This window comes from Halomonas sp. (assembly GCF_033549285.1).
GTDB lineage: Bacteria > Pseudomonadota > Gammaproteobacteria > Pseudomonadales > Halomonadaceae > Halomonas.
In genome coordinates this window covers 1-20,829 of record NZ_JAWSUJ010000075.1, presented here as the reverse complement: position 1 = coordinate 20,829, position 20,829 = coordinate 1, and the positions used below count along the sequence as shown (strand labels likewise).

The following is a 20,829-nucleotide window of genomic DNA, read 5'->3' as shown; positions in this document are numbered from 1 at the left end:
GGGGGTCTTGCCACCCGACGACCGGAGCCCGCCATGATCCCCCGCTTGCGCCTGCCGTTAGCCACTCTCTGCCTGCTGTGCCTCTCCGGCGCAGCGCTCGCCCAGCCCGGCGAGGCGGAGTACCGCGCCTACGAGGATGCCCTGGCCCGGGGCGCCGACCAAGCCGACCTCTGGCAGGCGGGCTGGACCACCGTCTATGCCGGTAGCCTGGCGTTCAGCGCCTGGCAGGCCAGCGAGGCGAGCGACGACGAGGAGCGCTTTGACGGCCGGGTGGGCGTGGTGAAGTCGGCGCTGGCGCTGGGCGGCATGCTGCTGGACCGCCAGCCCCATCCCGCCGCCTACCGGGCGCTGCAGGCGGGCGAGGAGGGCGATATCGAAGGCACCCGACGGCTGCTGCAGGCGGTGGCCGAGGAGGAGCGCCGGCGACGCAGCTGGGAGGCGCGGCTGGGGTCGCTTGCCGTGAACACCGTGGCGGGACTGGTGATCGGCGTGGGCGACGACCGGCCCGATGACGGCGCCCTCAACTTCGCCACCGGCATGCTGGTCAGCGAGCTGCAGCTGCGCACCCAGCCGGGGCAGGCCATGGCGGCGGTGAACCGCTTCCAGCCGGCGGCGCTGTCGATCGGCGACGTGCATCTGGAGGGAGAAGTCGCCTGGCTGGTGGGGCCGAACCAGCTGGGGGTGGCGCTGCGCTATTGAGGGGCCGAGGAGAGCACCCGGCGTCGCGTCTCGCGGTGGCCAGCGCCCGTATTGTTATGTTATAACCTCCGCCAGTTTTCCGGAGGCTCCCCCATGGCACACCATCGACACCGGCATCGCCCGGAAGGGCCCTGCCACTTCTCCCTGATGTCGCTCTCCGCGACCCGCCGCCTGCTGCTGGTCGCGGCACCGCTCGCTGCCCTGTGGCTGACCGTCTCCTGGGCCGCGGGATGGTGGTCCTGATGTCGCGCCTGCAACTGCACGACCTGCAGCTGGCCCGCGGCGGCCAGACGGTCCTCGAGCACCTGGACGGCCGCTTCATGGATGGCGCCATCACCGCCCTGATCGGCGCCAACGGCGCCGGCAAGAGCACCCTGATCGCCGCCATCATGGGCATGCTGGCCCCGGTGGCCGGCAGCGTGGAGTCCCGGGTACCCCGTGAGCGCTGTGCCTGGCTGCCCCAGCAGCTGGCGCTGGACCTCACCTTCCCGATGAGCGTGGAAGAGCTGATCATGACCGGCACCTGGCCGAGCCACGGGGCCCTGAAAGGGTACTGCGCGGCCCACTACCGACGCGGCCGCGAGATCATGGCGCGACTGGGCATCTCGCACCTGGCCCACCGGCCGCTCGGGGAGCTCTCCGGCGGCCAGCGCCAGCGCGCCCTGCTGGGTCGCACCCTGATGCAGGAGGCCGAACTGCTGCTGCTCGACGAGCCCTTCGCCAACGTCGACATCGAGACGGTGGACGTGCTGATGGAGGTGCTGCGCGACATGGCCGGGCAGGGTGCCACCATCATCGTGGTGATCCACGACATGGAGCAGCTCGCCCGCCTGGCCGACGACGTGCTGCTGCTTTCCGGCGGCCATGGCCGCTGGGTCAGCCCCGACGCCCTGCTCGACCACCACAGCGGCCTAGTGCCCCGGGCACCGCGCCTGCCCCTGACCTTTCCGGATACCTCCCATGCTGGCACTGCTTGAGGCCTGGCTGCTGGCCCCCTTCGACTATGGCTTCATGCAGCGCGCCCTGGTGGCCGGCCTGGCGCTGTCGCTGGCCGCCCCGCCGCTGGGGGTCTTCCTGATGCTGCGCGGCATGAGCCTGATCGGCGACGCCATGGCCCACGCCATCCTGCCCGGGGTGGCGCTGGGCTTCCTGGCCGCCGGCTTCTCGCTGCCGATCATGAGCCTGGGCGGCATCCTCTCGGGGCTGCTGGTAGCGGTGCTCGCCGGCAGCGTGTCGCAGATGACCGGCCACCGCGAGGACTCGGCCATGGCCAGCTTCTTCCTGATCTCGCTGGCCGCCGGGGTGATGCTGGTATCGCTGGGCGGCAGCAGCGTGGACCTCACCCATGTGCTGTTCGGCTCGATCCTGGCCGTGGACTCCACCGCCCTGGTGCTGATCGCCGGCATCAGCAGCCTGATCGTGGTGATCCTGGCGGTGATCTTCCGCGCCTTGGTGGTGGAGTGCCTCGACCCGCTGTTCCTGCGCGGCCAGGGGGTGCGGGGCGGCGTGGTGCACGGCATCTTCCTGGGGCTGGTGGTGCTCAACCTCACCGCCGGCTTCCAGACCCTGGGCACCCTGATGGCGGTGGGCCTGATGATGCTGCCGGCCACCACGGCCCGCTTCTGGAGCCAGCGCCTGGAGGGGCTGATCGCCATCGCCATCGGCATCGCCCTGGTGGCCAGCACCGGCGGGCTGCTGCTCTCCTACCACCTCAGCCTGCCTTCAGGCCCGGCCATCATCCTGCTGGCCGGCAGCGGCTATGTGCTCTCCGCGCTGTTCGGCCGCCATCACAGCCTGACCGCCCGCTGGCGCCGCCATGCCGCGCCGCTGGGCACCCCCGAGCACGACTGATACAGCATCCCTGACACAACCACCGAGGAAGCTCTACATGCGCCTTTCCTGCCCCTTTGCCCTGCTCGTCGGGCTTTCCACCCTGCTGGCTCTGCCCGCCGCCCTGGCCGCCGAGCGTGTCCAGGTGGTCACCAGCTTCAGCATCCTCGCCGACATGATCGAGAACGTCGGCGGCGAGCATGTCGAGGTGACCGCCCTGGTGGGGCCGGACAGCGATGCCCACGTCTACTCGCCGCGCCCCACCGACGCCCGCGCCCTGGCCGAGGCCGACCTGGTGGTCTTCAACGGCCTGCAGTTCGAGGGCTGGATGGAACGGCTGATCGACGCCAGCGACTTCGCCGGCCCCCTGGTGGTCGCCAGCGAGGGCATCGAGGCGCGGCTCGCCGCCGCGAAGGGCGACGGCCATGACGATGCCCATGATGACGGCAACGGTGACCACGACGGCCATGACCATGGCGCCATCGACCCCCACGCCTGGCAGGACCTGGGCCTGGGCCCGCTCTACGTGGCCAATATCCTCGAGGGCCTGATCGAGGCCGACCCGGACCACGGCGACGCCTACCGGGCCAGCGCCGCGCGCTATCTGGAAGAGATCGCCACCACCGACGGCGAGCTGCACAAACGGCTCGGCGAGATTCCCGCGGGCACCAGCGTGATCACCGGCCACGACTCCTTCGGCCACTTCGCCCGTGCCTACGGCCTGACGTTCCTCTCGCCTCAGGGGCTCTCCACCGAGGCCGAGCCCAGCGCGGCCAACATGGCCCGGCTGATCGACGTGATCCGCGAGGAGAACGTCCAGGCGCTGTTCCACGAGAACATGACCAGCCCGGCGATGATCGACCAGCTGGCCGAGGAGACCGACCTGCCCATCGCCGGCACCCTCTATGCCGACGCCCTGGCAAGCGACGGCGAGGCCAGCACCTGGCTCGGCATGATGCGCCACAACGCCCGCACCCTGCACGATGCCCTGGCCGAGCCGGGCCGCGATAACCATGGGGACCACGATCACTGAAAGCTGCTTCCAGGAACGTTCGCCGTAGGCCCCGCCGGGTGTGCCTACGGCTTATCTCGCCTACGCGAGGGTAAGGAGCGTGGAAGACGCTCCCAGTGACAGCTGAACATCAGGGCTCAGAGCGTCCTGCGGCTCCCCTGTGCCAGGCCGATGCCTGCACTGAAACAGATGCTAGACTCTGGCTATTGCGGGCGTAGAACACCCGGTACTGCAAGGAGCCATGCAGCATGCGACTCACTCGCTCCCAGCGAGAAACCATCCTCTCCTGCGTGCATCAGTACGCCGGAAGCGAGATCAACATTCGTGTATTCGGTTCGCGTCTCGACGACTCCCGCCGCGGCGGGGATCTTGATTTGCTGCTGGTTTCCCCTACCCCCACCTCGCTGCTGACCCGCGCCGAACTGAAGCAGGCACTCGAGGCGCGCCTCCAATTGCCTGTGGATATCGTGACTTATGCACAGGAGGTTGAGCCGACTCCCTTCCAGGCCATGGCGCTCAAGCAATCACGGCCGATCGATACCGAGGACGCCGCATGAGCCAGGATATCCTCGACGAACAGCAGGAACACCTGGCCCAGTTGCTGGAGGGCATTCAGCGCTGTGCCTGGTTTCTCCATCAGTCCGAGGCCAAGATCGAGTGGGCCATTGACCCCAGTTGGCTGACAGAGCACAAGAAGGATGTCGACCTCTTCGAGACACTGGCTGCCATCAATGAGCGGTTTGCCAAGTTGCAGGACTCCCTGGCATCCGCCATGCGCCACAGCGCCCTTCTCGCGGGGGAGTCCTCCGACAGTTTTCTCAAGGTCCTGGCGTTCTTCGAGGAGCAGGGCGTCATCGACGCCACCAGTGACTGGCAGCGCTGCCGAGCGGTTCGCAATATGGCGGCCCATGACTGTCCACCAACTATGTGGAGATCGCGGTGCATTTCAACTTGCTGCATGAACTCTCCGACGTGCTCTTCCGCGCCTCTCGCCAGCTGATCGACTGGAGTGCCGATCCGCTCGGCATATCGCCTGCCACTCAGGACTTCTCGGCAGAGTTCGAACGCATCTTCGCCTGAACCTTCGGCTGTGCGACCATCACCCGGCCATCGAACGCCAGGGAAGCCGCCATGCTCGAGTTCCGCCAGGTCCACAAGGCCTATGCCACGCCCCAGGGGCCCCTCGAGGTGCTGGCCGGGGTCGACCTGACCCTGGATGCCGGCGAGAGCCTGGCGCTGATGGGCGAGTCGGGCAGCGGCAAGTCGACCCTGCTCCACCTGGCCGCGGGCCTCGACCTGCCCGACCGCGGCCAGGTCAGGGTGGCCGGCCGGGCCATCTCGTCCCTCGGCGAGGCGGGCCGGGCACGGCTGCGTCGCGAGACCCTGGGCCTGGTGTTCCAGCAGTTCCACCTGGTGCCGAGCCTGAGCGTGCTCGACAACCTGCGCCTGCAGGCGCGCCTCGCCGGTCGCGAGGATAGCGCCTGGACGGCGGAGCTGGTCGAGCGGCTGGGCCTGGCCGGGCTGGCGAGGCGCTACCCGGAGCAGCTCTCCGGCGGCCAGCAGCAGCGCCTGGCCATCGGCCGCGCCCTGGCACCACGCCCGGCCCTGCTGCTGGCCGACGAGCCCACCGGCAACCTGGATGAAGGCACCGCCGACGAGGTGCTGGACCTGCTGCTGGCCCTGGTCCGCGACACAGGCTGCGCCCTGCTGATGGTCACCCACAGCCCCCGGGTCGCCGCCCCCCTGGACCGCCGCCTGCACCTCACCCATGGCCATCTCGACCAATTCAGTGCGGCCAGGATACCGACACCATGACCATCCCCACCGTCTGGGCCTTCAGGGCCGGCCTCATCACCATCGTGGTGGTCATCATGGCCAGCATCTGGTGGCTGCTCCAGGGGCTGGGCCTGCCCATGAGCTTCTCCCCCTCCGGCATCGCCGAATGGTTCAACAGCCAGGGCAAGCTGGGGCCCCTGCTGCTCCTGCTGTTGATGATGCTGGCAGTGGTGGTGGGACCGATTCCCACCCTGCCGGTGACGGCGGCCGCCGGGCTGGCCTTCGGCCTGCTCCCGGGGGTGCTGCTGTCGATCATCGGGGCCATGACCGGGGCCATGATCGCCTTCACCCTGGCCCGGCTGCTGGGGCGGGATGCCCTGCGCGCCAGGCTGCCGACCAATCCGCTGTTCGGTATCCAGGGCTCGCAGCGCCTGCTGTTCCTGACCGTGCTGGTCACGCGTCTGGTGCCGATCTTCTCGTTTGCGCTGGTCAGCTACGCTGCCGGGGTCACCGCCATCACCGCGACACGCTTCGCGCTGGGCACGGTGATCGGCATGCTGCCCATGACCCTGGTGTTCGCCAGCCTCGGACGCGCCTTCGAGCTGCACCCGCTGCTCTCGGTCACGGCCGCCGTCGCTATCCTCGCCGTGATGACCCTGCTGCCCTGGTACCTGCACCGACGGCGCCACTCTCGCCTGGCCCGCTGGCTGCAACTCGACGACGAGCCATCCGGGGAGTAGACGGCGCTCGGCGACTCAACGCGTATCGTCACGCTGCTCGCGCCGATAGTGCTCAGGGTCTTGCCCGAAGCGCGACTTGAAGGCGGCGCTGAACTGGCTTCGGCTACGATAGGCACAGCGCAGGGCCACCTGCTTGACCGGCAGCGATGACGTGGCAAGCAGGTCACGTGCCAGCCGCAGGCGCCGCTCGGCGAGGAAGCGCTGGGGCGGCTCCCCGTAGGCCCGCTTGAAGCGGGCGATGAAGGTCGTACGACTCATATGGCTGAGTGCTGCCAGCTCCTCGATGCCGATGCGACGCCCGAGGTCCTCGGTCATTGCCGAGACGGCTGCTCCCAGTGCCGGGTCCTTCAGCGCCAGCAGCCAGGCGGGATGCGTCGTGCCGGCCTCGAGCTCCCGAAGCAGCAGCACCAGGCACTGCTTCATCAGCGCGTCGATCATCGCCTGGCTGCCCAGCGCCTGGGTGGACAGCTCCTCGAACAGTGACTCGAACAGTGGCGAGATTACCGCGTCGCCCGAGGCGATCCGTACCGGTGCCTGCAGCCGATCGAACGGCGAGCCGGCCAGCTCGGGCATCCCGACATCGAGCATCCCGCAGAGGATCAATACCCCGGGCAGCCGGTCGTCACGCTGGCTGCGCAGCCGCTCGAGGGTGCCACTGGCCGGCTCGCAGTGTGGCAGCTGGAAGGGATCACCGGCCGTCTCGCTGACGGTCAATCGCTGGTGTGGTGGACAGATCACCAGGCTGCCCGGCGTCAGCGGCAACGGACGATGTGAGCGGTCGCGCAGGCGACCTTCCCCACGCAGCACGTAATGCAGCGAGACGCTTCCCAGCGGGGGCGTCTCCAGCGGCCAGCCGCGCCGCACCTCACAGACGGCGAAGGACCTCACCTCGATGGTCATGTGCTTGAGCAGCTGGTCGAGCATGCAGGCCCCGGACGGAAACGGATGAAATGGCACCCTTTGCGAACAATATCGCACGGGCATGGCGCTAGCCTGACATCGTACCGTCCACACCTGAGAGGAACACACCATGTGCGATCACAAGGCGCATTCCACGACCACCGAGCCGACCTTCCACGCCGTCGACAAGGACCGCCGTCGCCTGCTCGCCGGCGGGCTGGCGGGCATCACTGCCGCCACCCTGGGTGGCCTGCCCAGTGGTGCCGCAGCCGCAGAGCATGCCAGCGATCCCTACGCTCCGCCCGAGAAGGCCGCCCTGCCGGCTGCCGGCTTCGAGCTCGACCTTGCGCGAGCCGCACTGGTGGTGACCGATCCACAGATCGACTTCCTGAGCCCTGACGGCGTCACCTGGGAAGTGGTCGGCGAGAGCGTCCGGGAACACGGGACCGTCGAGAACATTCGACGCCTGTTTGCCGCTGCCAAGCAGCGCGGCATCACCGTGGCCGTCTCGCCCCACTATTACTTTCCCCATGACCATCGCTGGCAGTTCAATGGCCCGCTGGAGAAGCTGATGCACAACATCGGCATGTTCGATCGCCCGGATACTCTGGCAGCACTCGAACGCGACAGCGGAGCGGACTTCATGCCCGAGTACCGCGAGTTCATCGAGGATGGCAAGACCATCATCACCTCCCCCCACAAGGTCTACGGTCCCGAACAGAACGATCTGGTGCTGCAGCTGAGGAAACAGCGCGTCGACCAGGTCATCCTGGCCGGCATGTCGGCCAACCTGTGTGTCGAGGCCCACATGCGTGAGCTTCTGGAACAGGGCTTCGAGGTGGTGGTAGTGCGTGATGCCACGGCTGCTGCCAAGCTCCCGGAAGGTGACGGCTACCTCGCCGCTCTGACCAACTTCCGCTACATGGCCAATGCCCTGTGGAGCACCGAAGAAACTGTCGCTCGCCTGGAGGGGTGACACCATCGGCAGGTGCCCGGCAAGGGCGCCTGCCACTCCCCGCCCTGTCGCTTCTGTGAGACGATACCGGCACGAGGGGCCATACCGCCCCGCTCGCTCGCCGTCCACGTGCCCCCCATGCTCACCGCCCTGCTCACCCTGCTCTCCCACTATCGCCGTCACCCCGGCCAGCTCGCCATGCTGCTGCTCGGCCTCTGGGTGGCCGGCGCGCTGTGGAGCGGCGTGCAGGCGATCAATGCCTCGGCCCGCGACAGCTACGACCGGGCCGAGGCGCTCTTCACCACCGGCCTGGACCGACTGGAGCGCCGCGACGGCGAGCCCCTCGACCGTGCGGACTTCGTGACCCTGCGCCGCCAGGGCCTGGCCGTCTCGCCGCTGCTGGAAGGCACGGTGGTGACATCATCGGGCGAGCGACTGACGGTGATCGGCATCGACCCGCTGACCCTGCCCGGCGACAGCGCCTTCGCCACGGCGGGCAGTCGCGGCGAGCTCACTGCCTTCTTCACCCCGCCCTGGCAGACCCGGCTGGCCCCGGATACCGTCCCGCGGCTGGGGCTCGAGCGGCAGGCGGCCCCGGGCGCCGAGCCCGCCCTGGACGATGGCCAACGGCTGCCGCCGCTGGTCCTCGCCCCGGCGCTGCCGCCGGATACCCTGGTGGTGGACATCGCCGTCGCGGCCCGACTGCTGGAGCGTGACACCGCGGTATGCCGGCTGGTGACGGCGGCCGGCGCGCTGGACTCGGCCCCTGAGGGGTACCGGCTCGGCCGCGCCGACACCCTGGTCGACCCCGGCGAGCTCACCGCGAGCTTCCACTTGAACCTCACCGCCATGGCGCTGCTGGCGCTGATCGTCGGGCTCTTCATCGTCCAGGCGGCGCTGGGGCTGGCGCTGGAGCAGCGCCTGGGACTGCTGCGCACCCTGCGCGCCCTGGGCGTACCGGGCCGCACCCTGGTCGCCCTGCTGGCCCTCGAGCTGGCGCTGCTGGGCGTCATCGGCGCCCTGGCCGGCATCGCCAGCGGCGTCTGGCTGGCCCAGGCCCTGCTGCCGGATGTGGCGGCCACGCTGCAGAGCCTCTACGGCGCCGCGGTGGGCACAGAGCTGCACCTGCCCTGGCACTACTGGCTGGGCGGGCTCGGGGTGACCCTGGGCGGACTCTTCGTCGCCGGCAGCGGTATCCTGTGGCGAGCCGCGCGGCTCGGCGTGCTGGGGCTGGGCCAGGCCCAGGCGTGGCGCGCGGGCTTCCAGCGCCAGCTGCGCAGCCAGGCCATCGCCGGCACCCTGGCCGCCCTGTTGGCTCTGGCGATGTGGGCCTGGCTGGCCACACAGCCCGCCGGCGAGGGGCTGGTTGCCGGCTTCGTGCTGGTGGGGGCGATGATGCTGGCCTGCGCCCTCTGGCTGTCGCCGCTGCTGGCGGCCGGGCTTTCCGGCCTGGGCCGGCTCGCCCGGCGCCGCCCCCTGACCCAGTGGGGGCTGGCCGACCTGCAGCTTCAGCTGCCGCGCCTCTCGCTTGCCATGATGGCGCTGCTGATCGCGCTCTCCGCCAATCTGGGGGTGGGCAGCATGGTCGGCGGCTTTCGCCTCACCTTCCTCGACTGGCTCGACCAGCGGCTGACCGCCGACCTCTACCTGCGCCCGCCTGCCGGGGAGTTCGACGCGATACAGGCCTGGCTGGAGGAGCGCGACGAGGTCGCCGAGCTGCTGCCCACCGCCGACGCCGAGTCGACCCTGCTCGAGGTGCGGGCCGGGGGCGACCAACGGCGCCTCGCGGTGCCGGTGACGCTCTTCGGCATCACCCCGGGCGGCCGACTCACCCCCACCTGGCCGCTGCTCGAGACCCGGGCCGGGCGGGAGGCGGCCTGGACCGCCCTCGAGGAGGGCGAGGCCTTCATCAACGAGCAGCTGGCCATCGGCCAGGGCATCGGCCCCGGGGACCGGCTGCTGCTGCGCTCGCCGGGCGGCCAACAGCGGGTGACGGTGGCCGCCATCTACCCCGACTACGGCAATCCCCGCGGCGAGGTGCTGCTGGCCACGACCGCGCTGCGGGCGCGCTTCGCCGCCGCGCCGGGGTCGCTGGGTATCGTGCTCGCCGATACGGGCTCGCCGGGGGAGCGCCGGGCCGAGTCGCTCTCCCGGGCACTCGACGCCCGCTTCGCGCTGGGCCGCGACGCGCTGCGCGACCAGCGCGAGGTCAAGGCGCTCTCCACCGAGATCTTCGAGCGCACCTTCGCCATCACCCGGGCCCTCAACGCCCTGACCCTGGCCGTGGCGGCGCTGGCCCTGCTCGCCAGCCTGCTGGCCCAGGCCCGGGAGCGCCGCCGCCGGCTGGCGCCGCTCTGGGCGCTGGGCGTGACCCGGGGGCGCCTGGCCGGCATCCAGCTGGCCCAGCTGGGCGGGGCAGCGCTGGTCACGGGGCTTGCCGCCGTGCCGCTGGGCATCGCCATCACCGCCTGCCTGGTGGCGGTGATCAACGTGGCCGCCTTCGGCTGGCGCCTGCCGCTGCATGTCTTCCCCGGCGAGATCGGGCTGACCCTGGCCACCGCCCTGGGGGTGGCACTGCTGGCGGCGGCCCTGCCGGCCCTGACCCTGTGGCGCACGCCGCCCCGCACCCTGCTGGCCGAGGAGGAGGCGACATGATCCGCTGGCTGACCTGGCTGCTGGTGGCACTGCTTGCTGCACTCCTGGCGGGCTGCGAGGACGAGGCGCCCCCCGCTCCCTCCCAGGGCTTCGCGGGGCTGGGCGCCAAGGCCGGCAACTTCGTGCAGGCCTCACCCGGCACCCGCCTGCGCTTTCCCGAGGACCACGGCCCCCATCCCGACTACCGCCTGGAGTGGTGGTACCTGACCGCCAACCTGGAGGATACCGCCGGCGAGCCGCTGGGCGTGCAGTGGACCCTGTTCCGCCAGGCCCAGCAGCCTCCCGCCGAGCGCCCCGAGGCGCCCGCCCCCTGGGCCGCCGACCAGCTGTGGATGGCGCATATCGCCGTCTCCCGGGGCGACACCCACCGGGTGGCCGAACGCTTCGCCCGGGGCGGCTCCCGGGACAGCGACCCCGAGCGGGACCAGGCGGGCGTCACCGCAGCCCCCTTCCGCGCCTGGCTCGACGACTGGACGATGGCCAGCCGCGTCGGAGAGAGCGACCGGGATGCCCTGTCACGGCTTGAGGTGGTCGCCACGGCCGAGCATGAGGGCGCCCACTTCGGCTACCGGCTGTCGCTGGACGCCGAGGGGCCCCTGGTGCGCCACGGCGAGAACGGCTTCAGCCAGAAGTCCGCCGACGGCCAGGGCTCGATCTACGTCAGCCAGCCCTTCTACCGGGTCAGCGGGGAGGTCACCCTGGCCGGTGAATCCCGGCGGGTGACTGGAAGCGCCTGGCTCGACCGCGAGTGGAGCAGCCAGCTGCTCGGCCCCGATCAGGCGGGCTGGGACTGGTTCTCGCTGCACCTGGCCGATGGCCACCGGCTGATGGCCTTCCGCCTGCGCGGCGGGGGCGAGGACGGGGGCGACTACTTCTCGGGCAGCTGGATCACCCCCGAGGGCGAGACCACCCCCCTCGATGACGACAGCCTCGCCCTCGAGCCCCTGGCCAGCTCGGCCGTGGCCGGCCGGACGCTGCCTACCCGCTGGCGTCTGCGGCTCCCGGACCAGGGCCTCGACCTGACGGTCGAGGCGCCCCACGCCGATCGCTGGATGGCCACCACGGTGAGCTACTGGGAGGGCGCGGTGGAAGTCACCGACCACGCCAGCGGCGCGCCGCTGGGGCGGGGCTATCTCGAGATGACCGGCTACTGAGCCGATGACGACTGGAAGGACCGCCATGCCGCTGCTGGATGCCATCACCGCCTTCGTCCGGGTCGCCGAACTGGGCAGCTATACCCGGGCCGCGGAGGCCCTGGAGCTATCGCGGACCCGGGTGTCGCGGCTGGTCATGCAGCTGGAGGCCCACCTCGAGGTGCGCCTGATCCAGCGCACCACCCGGCGCCTGCACCTGACCGAGGCGGGCGAGCGCTACCTGGCGCGGGCCCAGGGCATCCTGCAGGCGCTGGAGGAGGCCGAGACCGAGGTCGGCGCGGGCCGCCTCGAGGTGCGAGGCCGCCTGCGGCTCAACGGCCCGATGAGCTTCGGCACCCGTCATCTCGCCCCCCAGGTCGCCCGCTTCATGGTCGAGCACCCCGACCTGGAAGTGCGCCTGGACCTCAATGACCGTCGCGTGGACCTCCTCGAGGAGGGCTACGACCTGGCGATCCGCATCGGTGCGCTGCCGGACTCGAGCCTGGTGGCCCGCCGCCTGACGCGCTGCCGGCTGCTGCTGTGCGCCTCGCCCGGCTACCTCGCCGCACACGGCGAGCCCGAGAACCTGGAGGCGCTGGCCGAGCATCACTGCCTGCGCTATCGCACCGGCGGCGGCACCGAGTGGCAGCTGGGGGGCCGGCGCCTGGCCGTGCAGGGGCCGCTGGACAGCAACAATGGCGATGTCCTGACCCAGGCCGCAGAGGCCGGGCTCGGCATCGTGCACCAGCCGAGCTTCCTGGTCGCCGAGAGCATCCGCGGCGGGCGGCTGGTCCCGATCCTGACCAATGAGGCACCGGTGACGCTGGGCATCCACGGGGTGTTCCCGGCTCGCCGCCACCTGCCGGCCAAGATCGAGCGCTTCCTCGACTTCCTGGCCGCGGCCTGGGGAGATCCGCCGACCTGGGAGCGGGAGCTGGCATTGCCGCCATTTACGCAACAATGATTTTCATCTAGACCAGATTATCTCCTGATGGGTCGCGGGTAGAGTGAGCCCCATCGACACACACCACCCCCCCCGACGGAGATTGACACCATGACCACCCAGACCCTTGCCGCGAACCGCACCGAGTTCCTGCAGCCCCACGCCATCGCCCTGCTGCGCATTGCGCTCGGCGTCATGACCCTGGCCCACGGCCTGATGAAGGTGTTCCTCTTCACCGTGCCCGGCACCGTGGGCTACTTCGAGTCGCTGGGCTTGCCCGGCGTGCTGGCCTACCTGACCATCCTCGCCGAGGTAGGCGGCGGCATGGCGCTGATCCTCGGCCTCTTCACCCGCTGGGTGAGCCTGGCCCTGGTCCCGGTGCTGCTCGGCGCCGCCTGGGTCCACCTCGGCAACGGCTGGGTCTTCTCCAGCGAGGGCGGCGGCTGGGAGTTCCCGGTCTTCTGGGCCATCGCCCTGCTGGTCCAGGCCGGCCTGGGAAGCGGCAGCCTGACCCTCAACCGCCGCTTCGCCTGACCCATCATCCACCTCGACCGCGCCGGCCCCGAGGGGCCGGCGCCTGTCCACCGGAGGAGAGCCGAGATGCTTCCCAGCCTGTTCATTTCCCATGGTTCGCCGATGCTGGCCCTGACCCCCGGGCCGGCCCACGACTTCCTGCGCCGGCTGGGCCATGAGTGGCAACCGAAGGCCATCCTGGTGGTCTCGGCCCACTGGGCCAGCCGCCAGCTGCTGGTCAGCACCAGCGAGCGTCCCGAGACCCTCCACGACTTCGGCGGCTTCCCCCGGGCGCTCTTCGAGTGCCAGTACCCCGCCCCGGGCGACCCGGCGCTGGCGCTGCGCCTGGCCCGTGAGCTCAATGCCGTGCCCACCGAGCGCGGCCTGGACCACGGCGCCTGGGTGCCGCTGTCGCTGATGTATCCCGAGGCCGAGATCCCGGTGGTCTCGCTGTCGCTGCCGGTGGGATGGTCCAACGCCGAGCTGGTGGCCCTGGGCGAGAAGCTGGCCGCGCTGCGCGATGAGGGCATCCTGGTGGTCGGCTCGGGCAGCCTGACCCACAACCTGGCGGAAATGCAGGCCCAGGCCGCGCCGATGCCGGCCTGGGTCGGGGAATTCGTCGACTGGGTCCATGCCCGGCTGGAAGCGGATGACCGCGAGGCGCTGCTGGCCTGGGAACGCGCCCCCCAGGCGCGCGAGAACCATCCCACCGCGGAGCACTTCCAGCCGCTGCTGGTGGCCATGGGAGCCGGCGGGCCGGGCAAGCGGCTGCACCACAGCGTGGAGCACGGGGTGCTGGCCATGGACCTCTATGCCTTCGCCTGAGGAGCGGGGCGCCCGGAGAAAGACCAGGCCAGACCGCAAGAGGCCGCCCCATGGGGCGGCCTCTTCGTCTTGCCCGGAGCGCCGGGATCAGGCGTCGGGTACCTCCAGTGCCTGCTGCACGGCCGGCCAGCCCGGCTCGCCGTCGCGGGTGGTCACGCCTTCCAGGAAGGCCTGCACCTTGGCCGGGTTGGCGCGGATCCAGTCCAGCGCCACCGCCTCGGGCTCGCGCTCCTCGTAGCTGAAGCCGCGGATCATCGCGCTCTGGTCATCGGCGGTGAAGCTGAGCTGGTCGAGCAGCCGGGTGGCATTGGGGGCGGCCTCGGCGAAGTCGCTGGTCACCAGGGTACGCACGTCGCTGCGCCCGCCGTCGGGGCCCCACATGTCCTGGGTGTCGGTCAGGTACTCGACGTCATACTCGATGTTCATCCAGTGGGGGGTCCAGCCGGCGAAGACGATCCACTCCTCGCGGTTGATGGCCGCGTCCACCGCGCTGAGCATGCCCGGCGTGGAGGTCTCGGAAAGCTTCCAGTCGCCCAGGCCATAGGTATCGTTCTCCACGGCCTCGTTGAGGGTGTCGCTCATGCCCGAGCCGACCTCGATGGAGTAGACGGTGCGGCCGAGCTTCTCGGCGATCTCCTCGTCGGCCAGGTCCTCGGCGGAGGTCACGCCGGCGTCGTAGACATAGCTCGGGACCGCGAAGCCCAGTCGTGCGCCCTCGACGTTGTTGCCGAGGTCGACGATGAGGCCCTTCTCCATGGTGGCGTCGAACATCGACTGCTGGGCGGGCAGCCAGGCGGCGAGGAAGACATCCAGCTCGCGCTGGGTGAGGGCCTCGTAGGTGATGGTGGAGCCGAGCTCCTGCTGGCGGGTCTGGTAGCCCAGGGCATCCAGCAGCTGGGCGGCCAGGGCGCTCTTGACGGTCACGCCGGGCCAGGCGGGCACGGAGAAGCGCACCTGGGCGGGCTCATCGGCCAGGGCAGCGGAGCTCCAGGCCAGCGGGGCGGCCAGCAGGGCACCGGCCAGGGCAAGGGTCACGGGGCGATCGAGCGCTTTCATCGGGTCTCCTTGGCAGGTCATGCCATGAACGAACATGGCCAAGACCTTATCTCCCGGCGCCGTTTAAGGCAAAGATCGCCCCGCCGGGAGCACAGAGAAGGGTCAGTCCCCCATCTGGCCGAGCAGGTCGACCTGCACGACCTCGATCCAGTAGCCGTCGGCGTCCTTGACGAAGACCACGTCCTTCATCTTGCCCTGGTCGCCGCGCTTGACGAAGGTGACGTCGTTGGCGTCGAACCAGGCCTGGGCGGCCTCGAGGTCCGGCACGCTGAAGCAGATATGGCCGAAGCCCTGGGGCTCGGCATTGCCGTCGTGGTAGGCGAAGTCCTGCTGCTCCTCGGTGCCCCAGTTATGGGTCAGCTCGAGCACCCCGCGCTGGCTGAAGGTCCAGACGGTGCGCTCGCCTGTCTCCTCCGGGACGCGCTCGCCGGGTTCCGGCCGCGCCAGGAAGTAGAGCGAGAACTGCATCTCCTCGAAGTCGAGCCGACGCAGTACCCGCATGCCGAAGACGCGGGTATAGAAGGCCAGCGCCTTCTCCGGGTCCTTGACCCGCAGCATGGTGTGGTTGAGGCGAAAGCCCTCGCTATCCGCGGTGGGCGCCTGTACGCCGGGGTGCTGCTCTCCCTGGAAGCTCATGGGGACTCCCTCTCGCAGGGGTGGATGATCGACATGTGCTGACGTGAGGGCGGCCGGCGCGCTTTTCCACCCCGCCGGATGGGCCTCGCCCGGCAACGCTGGCCGCCACTCCCTTTATAAGCCATATACATATATTGCATTCAACGCCTCGATCTCAGTCACCGCCAGCGGGAAACACGCTTGATATGGGCGAAACGCCTTCTACACTAGTTGTACATCCATGACCCCCCACGAGGCAGTCCCATGTCCATCCCGGCCTATCAACTGGGTGACCACGTCACCCTGAAGCAGATCGCCAATGCCGTCGCCCATGGCCTCACGCCGATCGTCGAGGTCGAGTCGATGGATGGCATCTATACGGTGCGCTTCCATCACGCCAACGACGTCTCGGAGCTCTCCGACAACCAGGGGCATACCCGCACCTTCCTTGGCACCGGGGAGATCCGCGACCTGCTCGGCGGCATCGGCCTGACCCATGGCGTGCTGACCTGGGGCGACCAGTGCGGCGACGAGATGATCGGCGTTCCGGGCCATGCCCTCTCGCCGGACGAACTGCTCGCCAGCGGCACACGCATCGCCTTTCGCTGATGCAAGCCAAGGGGTAGGCTGACGGCATGCCCCCCGTGAGTGAGCCGGTGATGCCCGTGATACCCACCCTGCCCCGCCCTGCGACCGGCCATGCACTGCCGATGGCGAGCCTTCGTGTGCTGGTCATGCTGCTGCTGGCCACCGTGCTTTCCGGCTGTGCGGGCCGGGAGCTCGCCACCCGCGACGCGCCGGGGGAGCTCTCCATCGACCGGGCGCTGATCCTCGCCGAGGCCAGGCGCGCCCTGGGTACTCCCTACCGCCTGGGTGGCACCACGGAGCGCGGCATGGACTGCTCGGGGCTGGTGCAGCGAGCCTACTCCCGGGCCGGCATCCGCGTGCCGCGCACCTCCCGGGAACAGTTCGAGGCCCTGCCGCGGGTCGACGAGGCGCGCCCCGGCGACCTGCTGTTCTTCGCCACCGCAGGGGGGCGCAAGGCGAGCCACGTGGGCATCTACTTGGGCGACGGCGAGATGATTCACGCCCCGGGGCGGGGTCGCCGGGTCACCACTACCGCCCTGGCGCTGGACTACTGGCAGGAGCGCTTCCTGGGTGCCGCCGCGCCCGCCCCCTGACGCGCGGCCGAGGGAGGCAGGGGACGCCGCATCAAATAACATATGTGTATAAAAAATTCTTACATATAAATATTTCAGGCATAAGAGCCCCAGGCGCTAGGATGAAGGGTCTTGATTCACGCCCGGAGAGAGCCCATGTCCCGCGTCCCCCGTCTGCTCGCCCCGCTGCTGGCCCTGCTGCTCGTCGCCGGCCCGGCGCAGGCCGCCGACCCCACCACCCGCCTTGAGGTGGGCTACATGCCGATCCTGCCGGTCGCCCAGCTGTTCGTCATGGAAGGCGAGGGCTGGACCACCGAGGCCGGCCTCGAGCTCGAGCTGACCCGCTTCTCCAGCGGCCCGGCCATGGTTCAGGCCCTGGCCTCAGGCGAGCTTGACGTCATGTACTTCGGCATCGGCCCGGCCATGGTCGCCCGCGCCAACGGCGTGCCAATCAAGGTGCTGGCGGCCAGTATCCGCGAACAGATCGGCCTGGTGGCCCGCGGCGAGCTGGCCGAGGCCTTCGCTCGTGTCGAGGACCCCGCCGAGGCCATCGCCCGCTTCACCGAAGCACAGGGCCGCAAGCCGCAGATCGCCACCTTCCCCCGCGGCTCGGTGCCTGACACCGTGCTGCGCTACTGGCTGGTCGAGCAACTGGGCGTGGGCGCAGAGGCCGTGGAGATCGTCGCCATGGGCGCCGACCGGGTCCAGCAGGCGCTGCTGGCCGGGGCGGTGGATGGCGCATCTATCCTCGAGCCTATCCTCACCACCGTGCAGGAACGCGACGACAGCGCCCGGGTCGTGGCCCGGGCCGACGAGATGCTGCCCGGCCAGCCCGGCGCCGTGCTGGCGGCCCGCGAGAGTGCCCTGGCGGACCACCCGGAGGCGATGCGCGCCCTGATGGCCCTGCACCTGCGCGCGACCGAGGTACTGCGCGAGGACCCCGCCCGAGCCGCACCCCATGTCCGGGAGTTCGTCGGCAAGCGACTGATCGGGCTCGATACCGTGGAGGCCGCCCTGCGCTCGCCCTCCTCGAACTACCTCGCCGACCCCCATGCCATCCTTGAAGCCACCCGCACCATGCATGACTTCCAGGCCGCCCAGGGCACGCTCAGGAAGCGCGTCGACCTGGATGCACTGTTCGACACCGACCTCCACGATGCGGTGGCCGAGGAGCACGCAGGATCATGACACTGTTGCTGTCGCGCTATCGCCGCAGCCTGCTCGGCGCCCTGGGCCTGGGGACCTTCCTGCTGCTGTGGGAACTGGCCCTGCGCAGCGCTCTGCTGCCCGACAGCCTGGTGCCGCTACCCTCGGCGATCCCCGGGGTGCTGGCCGCCGAGATCGCCGACGGCATCTGGCTCGACGTGGTGATGGCGAGCCTCGCCCACTACAGCGTGGGCCTGCTGCTGGGCTCGCTGCTGGGCATCACCGTGGGCGTGTCGGCGGCGCTACTGCCGGCCGTCGACGCCCTGCACGCCTGGCTGGCCCGGCTACTGCGCCCCATTCCGCCGCTGGCCTGGATCCCCTTCGCCATCATCTGGTTCGGCATCAACCCCTCGGCGGCGGCCTTCATCATCAGCATCGGCGTGTTCTGGATCAACTATTTCGCCAGCTACAGCGCGGTGCGCTCGGTAGACCCGGGCTATGACGAGGTTGCCCGAGCCTTCGGCCAGGGCGGTTTCCTGGCCCGGCTGGCCAAGGTCAGCCTGCCGGCGGCGGCACCGGGCATCCTCGGCGGCCTGCGCGCCGGCCTGGGCCAGGGCTGGATGACGGTGGTGGCCGCCGAGCTGTTCGGCATCCCGGGCATCGGCCAGCGCATGATGGAGGCGTCCAGCCTGCTCGCCACCGACATCGTGGTGGTCTACATGCTGACCATCGCCGGGCTCTATGCGGCCTTCGACTTCCTGTTCATGACCCTGCAGCGCCGGCTGCTCAGGTGGCAGCCATGACCGCCTCCCAGACGACCCTGCCCCCGGTGCTTCGCGCGCGAGGCATCCGGCTGGGCTTCAGCGGCACGCCAGTACTCGCGGGCGTCGACCTCGACCTGCACCCTCGAGAGTTCGTCGCCGTGGTGGGCGCCTCGGGGGTCGGCAAGTCGACCCTGCTGCGCGCCCTGGCCGGCCTGCTCGCCCCCCAGGAGGGCACGGTCGAGATTCCCGAGGGCAGGGCCCGCGACACCCGGGCCTGGTCGATGGTCTTCCAGGCACCGCGGCTCTTCCCCTGGCGTCGCGTGCGCGCCAACGTGGAACTGGGCCTGGAAGGGTTGGCTCTCTCCCGGGCCGAGCGACGGCAGCGGGCGCTGGAGCCCCTGGCGCTGGTGGGGCTGGAGGGGCTCGCCGAGCGCTGGCCGCATACCCTGTCGGGCGGCCAGCAGCAGCGGGTGGGCATCGCCCGGGCCCTGGCCGTGCGCCCGCGGGTGCTGTTCATGGACGAACCCTTCTCGGCGCTGGACGCCATCACCCGGCGCCGCCTCCAGCAGGAGCTGGTCGACCTGCGCCGCCGTACCGAGGCCGCCATCGTCTTCGTCACCCACGACATCGAGGAGGCCGTGCTGCTCGCCGACCGGGTGATAGTGCTGGGCGGCCAAGCACCGGATCGGCCGGCAGGGGTGGTGGAGACCCTCAATATCCCGCTGCCGTTGGACGACCGCCGCGACCACCCGGACTTTGCCGACTGCCTGCAGGCCGTCGAGCGCCATATCGGGGCCGCCCACTGACGTTCCCCCCCCCACACTCCCGAGAACCAGGAGGCCCCATGGCCGCGCTGCGCGTCCTGCTGCATGCCCCCACCGCCGAGGCCCTCGCCCGGGCACGGCGCAACGCCCGCAACCTGGGCAAGGCCCGTCCCGATGCCGAGGTGCTGATCCTGGCCAACGCGGGGGCGGTGGCCGCGGCCCTGGCGACCCCCGACGAGACCGACCCCCTGCTGCGGCTGTGCCGCAACTCGCTGGCCGCCCAGGGGCTCGACAACAGCGCAAGCCTCGCGGAGGTCGAGGCGGCGGTGGTCACCCTGGCCGAGCGGCAGGCCGAGGGTTGGGCCTATATCCGCGCCTGAACCGGCGGGGGCAAAGCGTCCGGCGCTCCCTTAAGCGGGCGTTAAGTTGCCGGGGCCAGAGTATCGGGGAAACGTCATGGAGACGCCCCGATGCGATGCTCAGACCCCCTGCCCTCCCTCACGCCATGCCGGCAGCCGCCGATGGGCCTGTGCCCGCCACGGCTGGCCTGGCGCGAGGCCCACCACTGGCGCGAGCGACGCCGCCTGGAACAGCTCGTGCGCCGCCGCTTCGCCACCGAGCACGGTGCCCGCATCGGCCACTTCCTGCCGCGCCTGTTCGGGCTCTGGCAGGCCGACACTCCCGTGGCGGCGGTGGGCATGCGCGCCGCCGCCAGAGGGCCGCTGTTCCAGGAGCACTACCTGGACGACAGCGCCGAGACCTTCCTCTCCCGCCGCCTCGGCCGGGCGACGTCCCGCGACGAGATCGCCGAGATCGGCAACCTGGCGAGCCAGCGACCGGGCCTGCAGCGTCCGCTCTACCTCCACCTGGTGGACCAGCTGGCGGCAGAGGGCATCGCCTGGCTGCTGTTCACCGCCACGCCCGAGGTCCACAACGGCATCCGACGGCTGGGTCTCGAGCTCCACCCGCTGATGCCCGCCGACCCGGCCCGCCTGGGGGCCGACCAGGCCGAGTGGGGTCGCTACTACGACCGCCACCCCTGGGTGATGGCCGGCGACCTGCGCCGGGCCCATCGGGACCTCGTCGACCGCGGCCTGCTGCCGCTCGCAGACCCGGCGGAGGTAACCGATGCCCGGTTCGCCTGAGGCCCTCCTCGCGCAGCTGGCCCGCCACGCCACCGACGACCCCGAGCGCCCGGCCCTGGATGACGGCCACCGCCGAGTCACCTTCGCCGAGCTGCCGGCCGAGGTCGAGGCCCGACGGCAACGCCTGGACGCCGCCGGAGCAGAGCGGGTCGCCCTGGCCCTGGACAACGGCATCGACTGGGCCCTCTGGGACCTGGC

Annotated in this window: 25 protein-coding genes and 1 pseudogene; 23 read left to right on the top strand and 3 right to left on the bottom strand. The window is 70.5% G+C overall.

All coding sequences use genetic code 11. The features are described 5' to 3' along the window. The 9 genes from SCI24_RS15435 to SCI24_RS15395 form a co-directional block, all read left to right on the top strand. A partial coding sequence (locus tag SCI24_RS15435) for a hypothetical protein (RefSeq protein ID WP_318726220.1) occupies nt 1–699 on the top strand: 699 nt, incomplete at its 5' end. Nucleotides 700–792: 93 nt separating this feature from the next. Next, nucleotides 793–942, top strand: coding sequence for a hypothetical protein (locus SCI24_RS15430; protein WP_166644574.1), 150 nt, complete (start codon nt 793–795; stop codon nt 940–942). Then, nucleotides 942–1,676, top strand: coding sequence for a metal ABC transporter ATP-binding protein (locus SCI24_RS15425; RefSeq protein ID WP_318726219.1), 735 nt, complete (start codon nt 942–944; stop codon nt 1,674–1,676). The genes SCI24_RS15430 and SCI24_RS15425 overlap by 1 nt, the downstream gene beginning before the upstream one ends. Beyond that, nucleotides 1,660–2,550, top strand: coding sequence for a metal ABC transporter permease (locus SCI24_RS15420; RefSeq protein ID WP_318726218.1), 891 nt, complete (start codon nt 1,660–1,662; stop codon nt 2,548–2,550). The genes SCI24_RS15425 and SCI24_RS15420 overlap by 17 nt, the downstream gene beginning before the upstream one ends. A 37-nt stretch (nt 2,551–2,587) precedes the next feature. Continuing rightward, nucleotides 2,588–3,562 (top strand): metal ABC transporter solute-binding protein, Zn/Mn family, encoded by a 975-nt coding sequence (locus SCI24_RS15415; protein WP_318726217.1) that lies wholly within the window; start codon nt 2,588–2,590, stop codon nt 3,560–3,562. A gap of 227 nt (nt 3,563–3,789) precedes the next feature. Continuing rightward, nucleotides 3,790–4,098, top strand: a complete 309-nt coding sequence (locus tag SCI24_RS15410; RefSeq protein WP_318726216.1) for a nucleotidyltransferase domain-containing protein — start codon at nt 3,790–3,792, stop codon at nt 4,096–4,098. Next, the gene (locus SCI24_RS15405) at nt 4,095–4,541 is read left to right on the top strand and encodes a hypothetical protein (protein ID WP_318726215.1); all 447 of its coding nucleotides are present in this window, start codon (nt 4,095–4,097) and stop codon (nt 4,539–4,541) included. The genes SCI24_RS15410 and SCI24_RS15405 overlap by 4 nt, the downstream gene beginning before the upstream one ends. 131 nt (nt 4,542–4,672) lie before the next feature. Next, nucleotides 4,673–5,356 carry an ABC transporter ATP-binding protein gene (locus tag SCI24_RS15400; protein ID WP_318726214.1) on the top strand — a complete coding sequence of 228 codons (684 nt, stop codon included), beginning with the start codon at nt 4,673–4,675 and terminating at the stop codon, nt 5,354–5,356. Then, on the top strand, nt 5,353–6,057 hold the full coding sequence (locus tag SCI24_RS15395; protein WP_318726213.1) for a TVP38/TMEM64 family protein: 705 nt from the start codon (nt 5,353–5,355) through the stop codon (nt 6,055–6,057). The genes SCI24_RS15400 and SCI24_RS15395 overlap by 4 nt, the downstream gene beginning before the upstream one ends. A gap of 15 nt (nt 6,058–6,072) precedes the next feature. Here the strand turns inward: SCI24_RS15395 and SCI24_RS15390 are convergent, their stop codons facing one another. Next, nucleotides 6,073–6,981, bottom strand: a complete 909-nt coding sequence (locus SCI24_RS15390) for an AraC family transcriptional regulator (protein WP_318726212.1) — start codon at nt 6,979–6,981, stop codon at nt 6,073–6,075. 106 nt (nt 6,982–7,087) lie between these two features. Here SCI24_RS15390 and SCI24_RS15385 point away from each other — a divergent pair, with 106 nt between their 5' ends. From SCI24_RS15385 to SCI24_RS15360, 6 genes are all read left to right on the top strand, one after another. Next, complete coding sequence (locus SCI24_RS15385; RefSeq protein WP_318726211.1) at nt 7,088–7,933, top strand: cysteine hydrolase; 846 nt, start codon at nt 7,088–7,090, stop codon at nt 7,931–7,933. A 117-nt stretch (nt 7,934–8,050) separates the two neighbouring features. After that, nucleotides 8,051–10,567, top strand: a complete 2,517-nt coding sequence (locus tag SCI24_RS15380; RefSeq protein WP_318726210.1) for an ABC transporter permease — start codon at nt 8,051–8,053, stop codon at nt 10,565–10,567. Next, a complete protein-coding gene (locus SCI24_RS15375; RefSeq protein WP_318726209.1) occupies nt 10,564–11,721 on the top strand; it encodes a lipocalin-like domain-containing protein in 1,158 nt (385 codons plus the stop codon). Before SCI24_RS15380 ends, SCI24_RS15375 begins: the two co-directional genes overlap by 4 nt. A 25-nt stretch (nt 11,722–11,746) precedes the next feature. After that, nucleotides 11,747–12,664 carry a LysR family transcriptional regulator gene (locus tag SCI24_RS15370; RefSeq protein ID WP_318726208.1) on the top strand — a complete coding sequence of 306 codons (918 nt, stop codon included), beginning with the start codon at nt 11,747–11,749 and terminating at the stop codon, nt 12,662–12,664. A 90-nt stretch (nt 12,665–12,754) separates the two neighbouring features. Beyond that, nucleotides 12,755–13,177 carry a DoxX family protein gene (locus SCI24_RS15365; protein ID WP_318726207.1) on the top strand — a complete coding sequence of 141 codons (423 nt, stop codon included), beginning with the start codon at nt 12,755–12,757 and terminating at the stop codon, nt 13,175–13,177. Nucleotides 13,178–13,243: 66 nt separating this feature from the next. Next, nucleotides 13,244–13,981 (top strand): class III extradiol ring-cleavage dioxygenase, encoded by a 738-nt coding sequence (locus SCI24_RS15360; protein ID WP_318726206.1) that lies wholly within the window; start codon nt 13,244–13,246, stop codon nt 13,979–13,981. A gap of 87 nt (nt 13,982–14,068) precedes the next feature. Here SCI24_RS15360 and SCI24_RS15355 read toward each other — a convergent pair whose 3' ends face one another. Both SCI24_RS15355 and gloA read right to left on the bottom strand, forming a co-directional pair. After that, nucleotides 14,069–15,037, bottom strand: a complete 969-nt coding sequence (locus SCI24_RS15355) for an ABC transporter substrate-binding protein (protein ID WP_318726205.1) — start codon at nt 15,035–15,037, stop codon at nt 14,069–14,071. A 102-nt stretch (nt 15,038–15,139) separates the two neighbouring features. Then, complete coding sequence (gene gloA / locus SCI24_RS15350; protein WP_318726204.1) at nt 15,140–15,673, bottom strand: lactoylglutathione lyase; 534 nt, start codon at nt 15,671–15,673, stop codon at nt 15,140–15,142. Between the two features lie 243 nt (nt 15,674–15,916). On the opposite strand from gloA, the gene SCI24_RS15345 reads away from it, so the two are divergent. From SCI24_RS15345 to SCI24_RS15310, 8 genes and pseudogenes are all read left to right on the top strand, one after another. Further along, the gene (locus SCI24_RS15345) at nt 15,917–16,261 is read left to right on the top strand and encodes a hypothetical protein (RefSeq protein WP_318726203.1); all 345 of its coding nucleotides are present in this window, start codon (nt 15,917–15,919) and stop codon (nt 16,259–16,261) included. Between the two features lie 101 nt (nt 16,262–16,362). Then, nucleotides 16,363–16,833 carry a C40 family peptidase gene (locus SCI24_RS15340; RefSeq protein ID WP_318726221.1) on the top strand — a complete coding sequence of 157 codons (471 nt, stop codon included), beginning with the start codon at nt 16,363–16,365 and terminating at the stop codon, nt 16,831–16,833. Between the two features lie 135 nt (nt 16,834–16,968). Continuing rightward, nucleotides 16,969–18,000, top strand: a complete 1,032-nt coding sequence (locus SCI24_RS15335) for an ABC transporter substrate-binding protein (protein WP_318726202.1) — start codon at nt 16,969–16,971, stop codon at nt 17,998–18,000. Then, nucleotides 17,997–18,761 (top strand): ABC transporter permease, encoded by a 765-nt coding sequence (locus SCI24_RS15330; protein WP_318726201.1) that lies wholly within the window; start codon nt 17,997–17,999, stop codon nt 18,759–18,761. Before SCI24_RS15335 ends, SCI24_RS15330 begins: the two co-directional genes overlap by 4 nt. Further along, nucleotides 18,758–19,528 (top strand): ABC transporter ATP-binding protein, encoded by a 771-nt coding sequence (locus SCI24_RS15325; RefSeq protein WP_318726200.1) that lies wholly within the window; start codon nt 18,758–18,760, stop codon nt 19,526–19,528. Before SCI24_RS15330 ends, SCI24_RS15325 begins: the two co-directional genes overlap by 4 nt. A gap of 38 nt (nt 19,529–19,566) precedes the next feature. Then, nucleotides 19,567–19,866, top strand: a complete 300-nt coding sequence (locus tag SCI24_RS15320) for a hypothetical protein (protein WP_318726199.1) — start codon at nt 19,567–19,569, stop codon at nt 19,864–19,866. A gap of 90 nt (nt 19,867–19,956) precedes the next feature. Further along, nucleotides 19,957–20,631: a thermostable hemolysin gene (locus SCI24_RS15315; protein WP_318726198.1), complete on the top strand. Its 675-nt coding sequence runs from the start codon at nt 19,957–19,959 to the stop codon at nt 20,629–20,631. Continuing rightward, a pseudogene (locus SCI24_RS15310) lies at nt 20,615–20,829 on the top strand (long-chain fatty acid--CoA ligase); the annotation flags it as partial. The gene SCI24_RS15315 and the pseudogene SCI24_RS15310, both read left to right, overlap by 17 nt.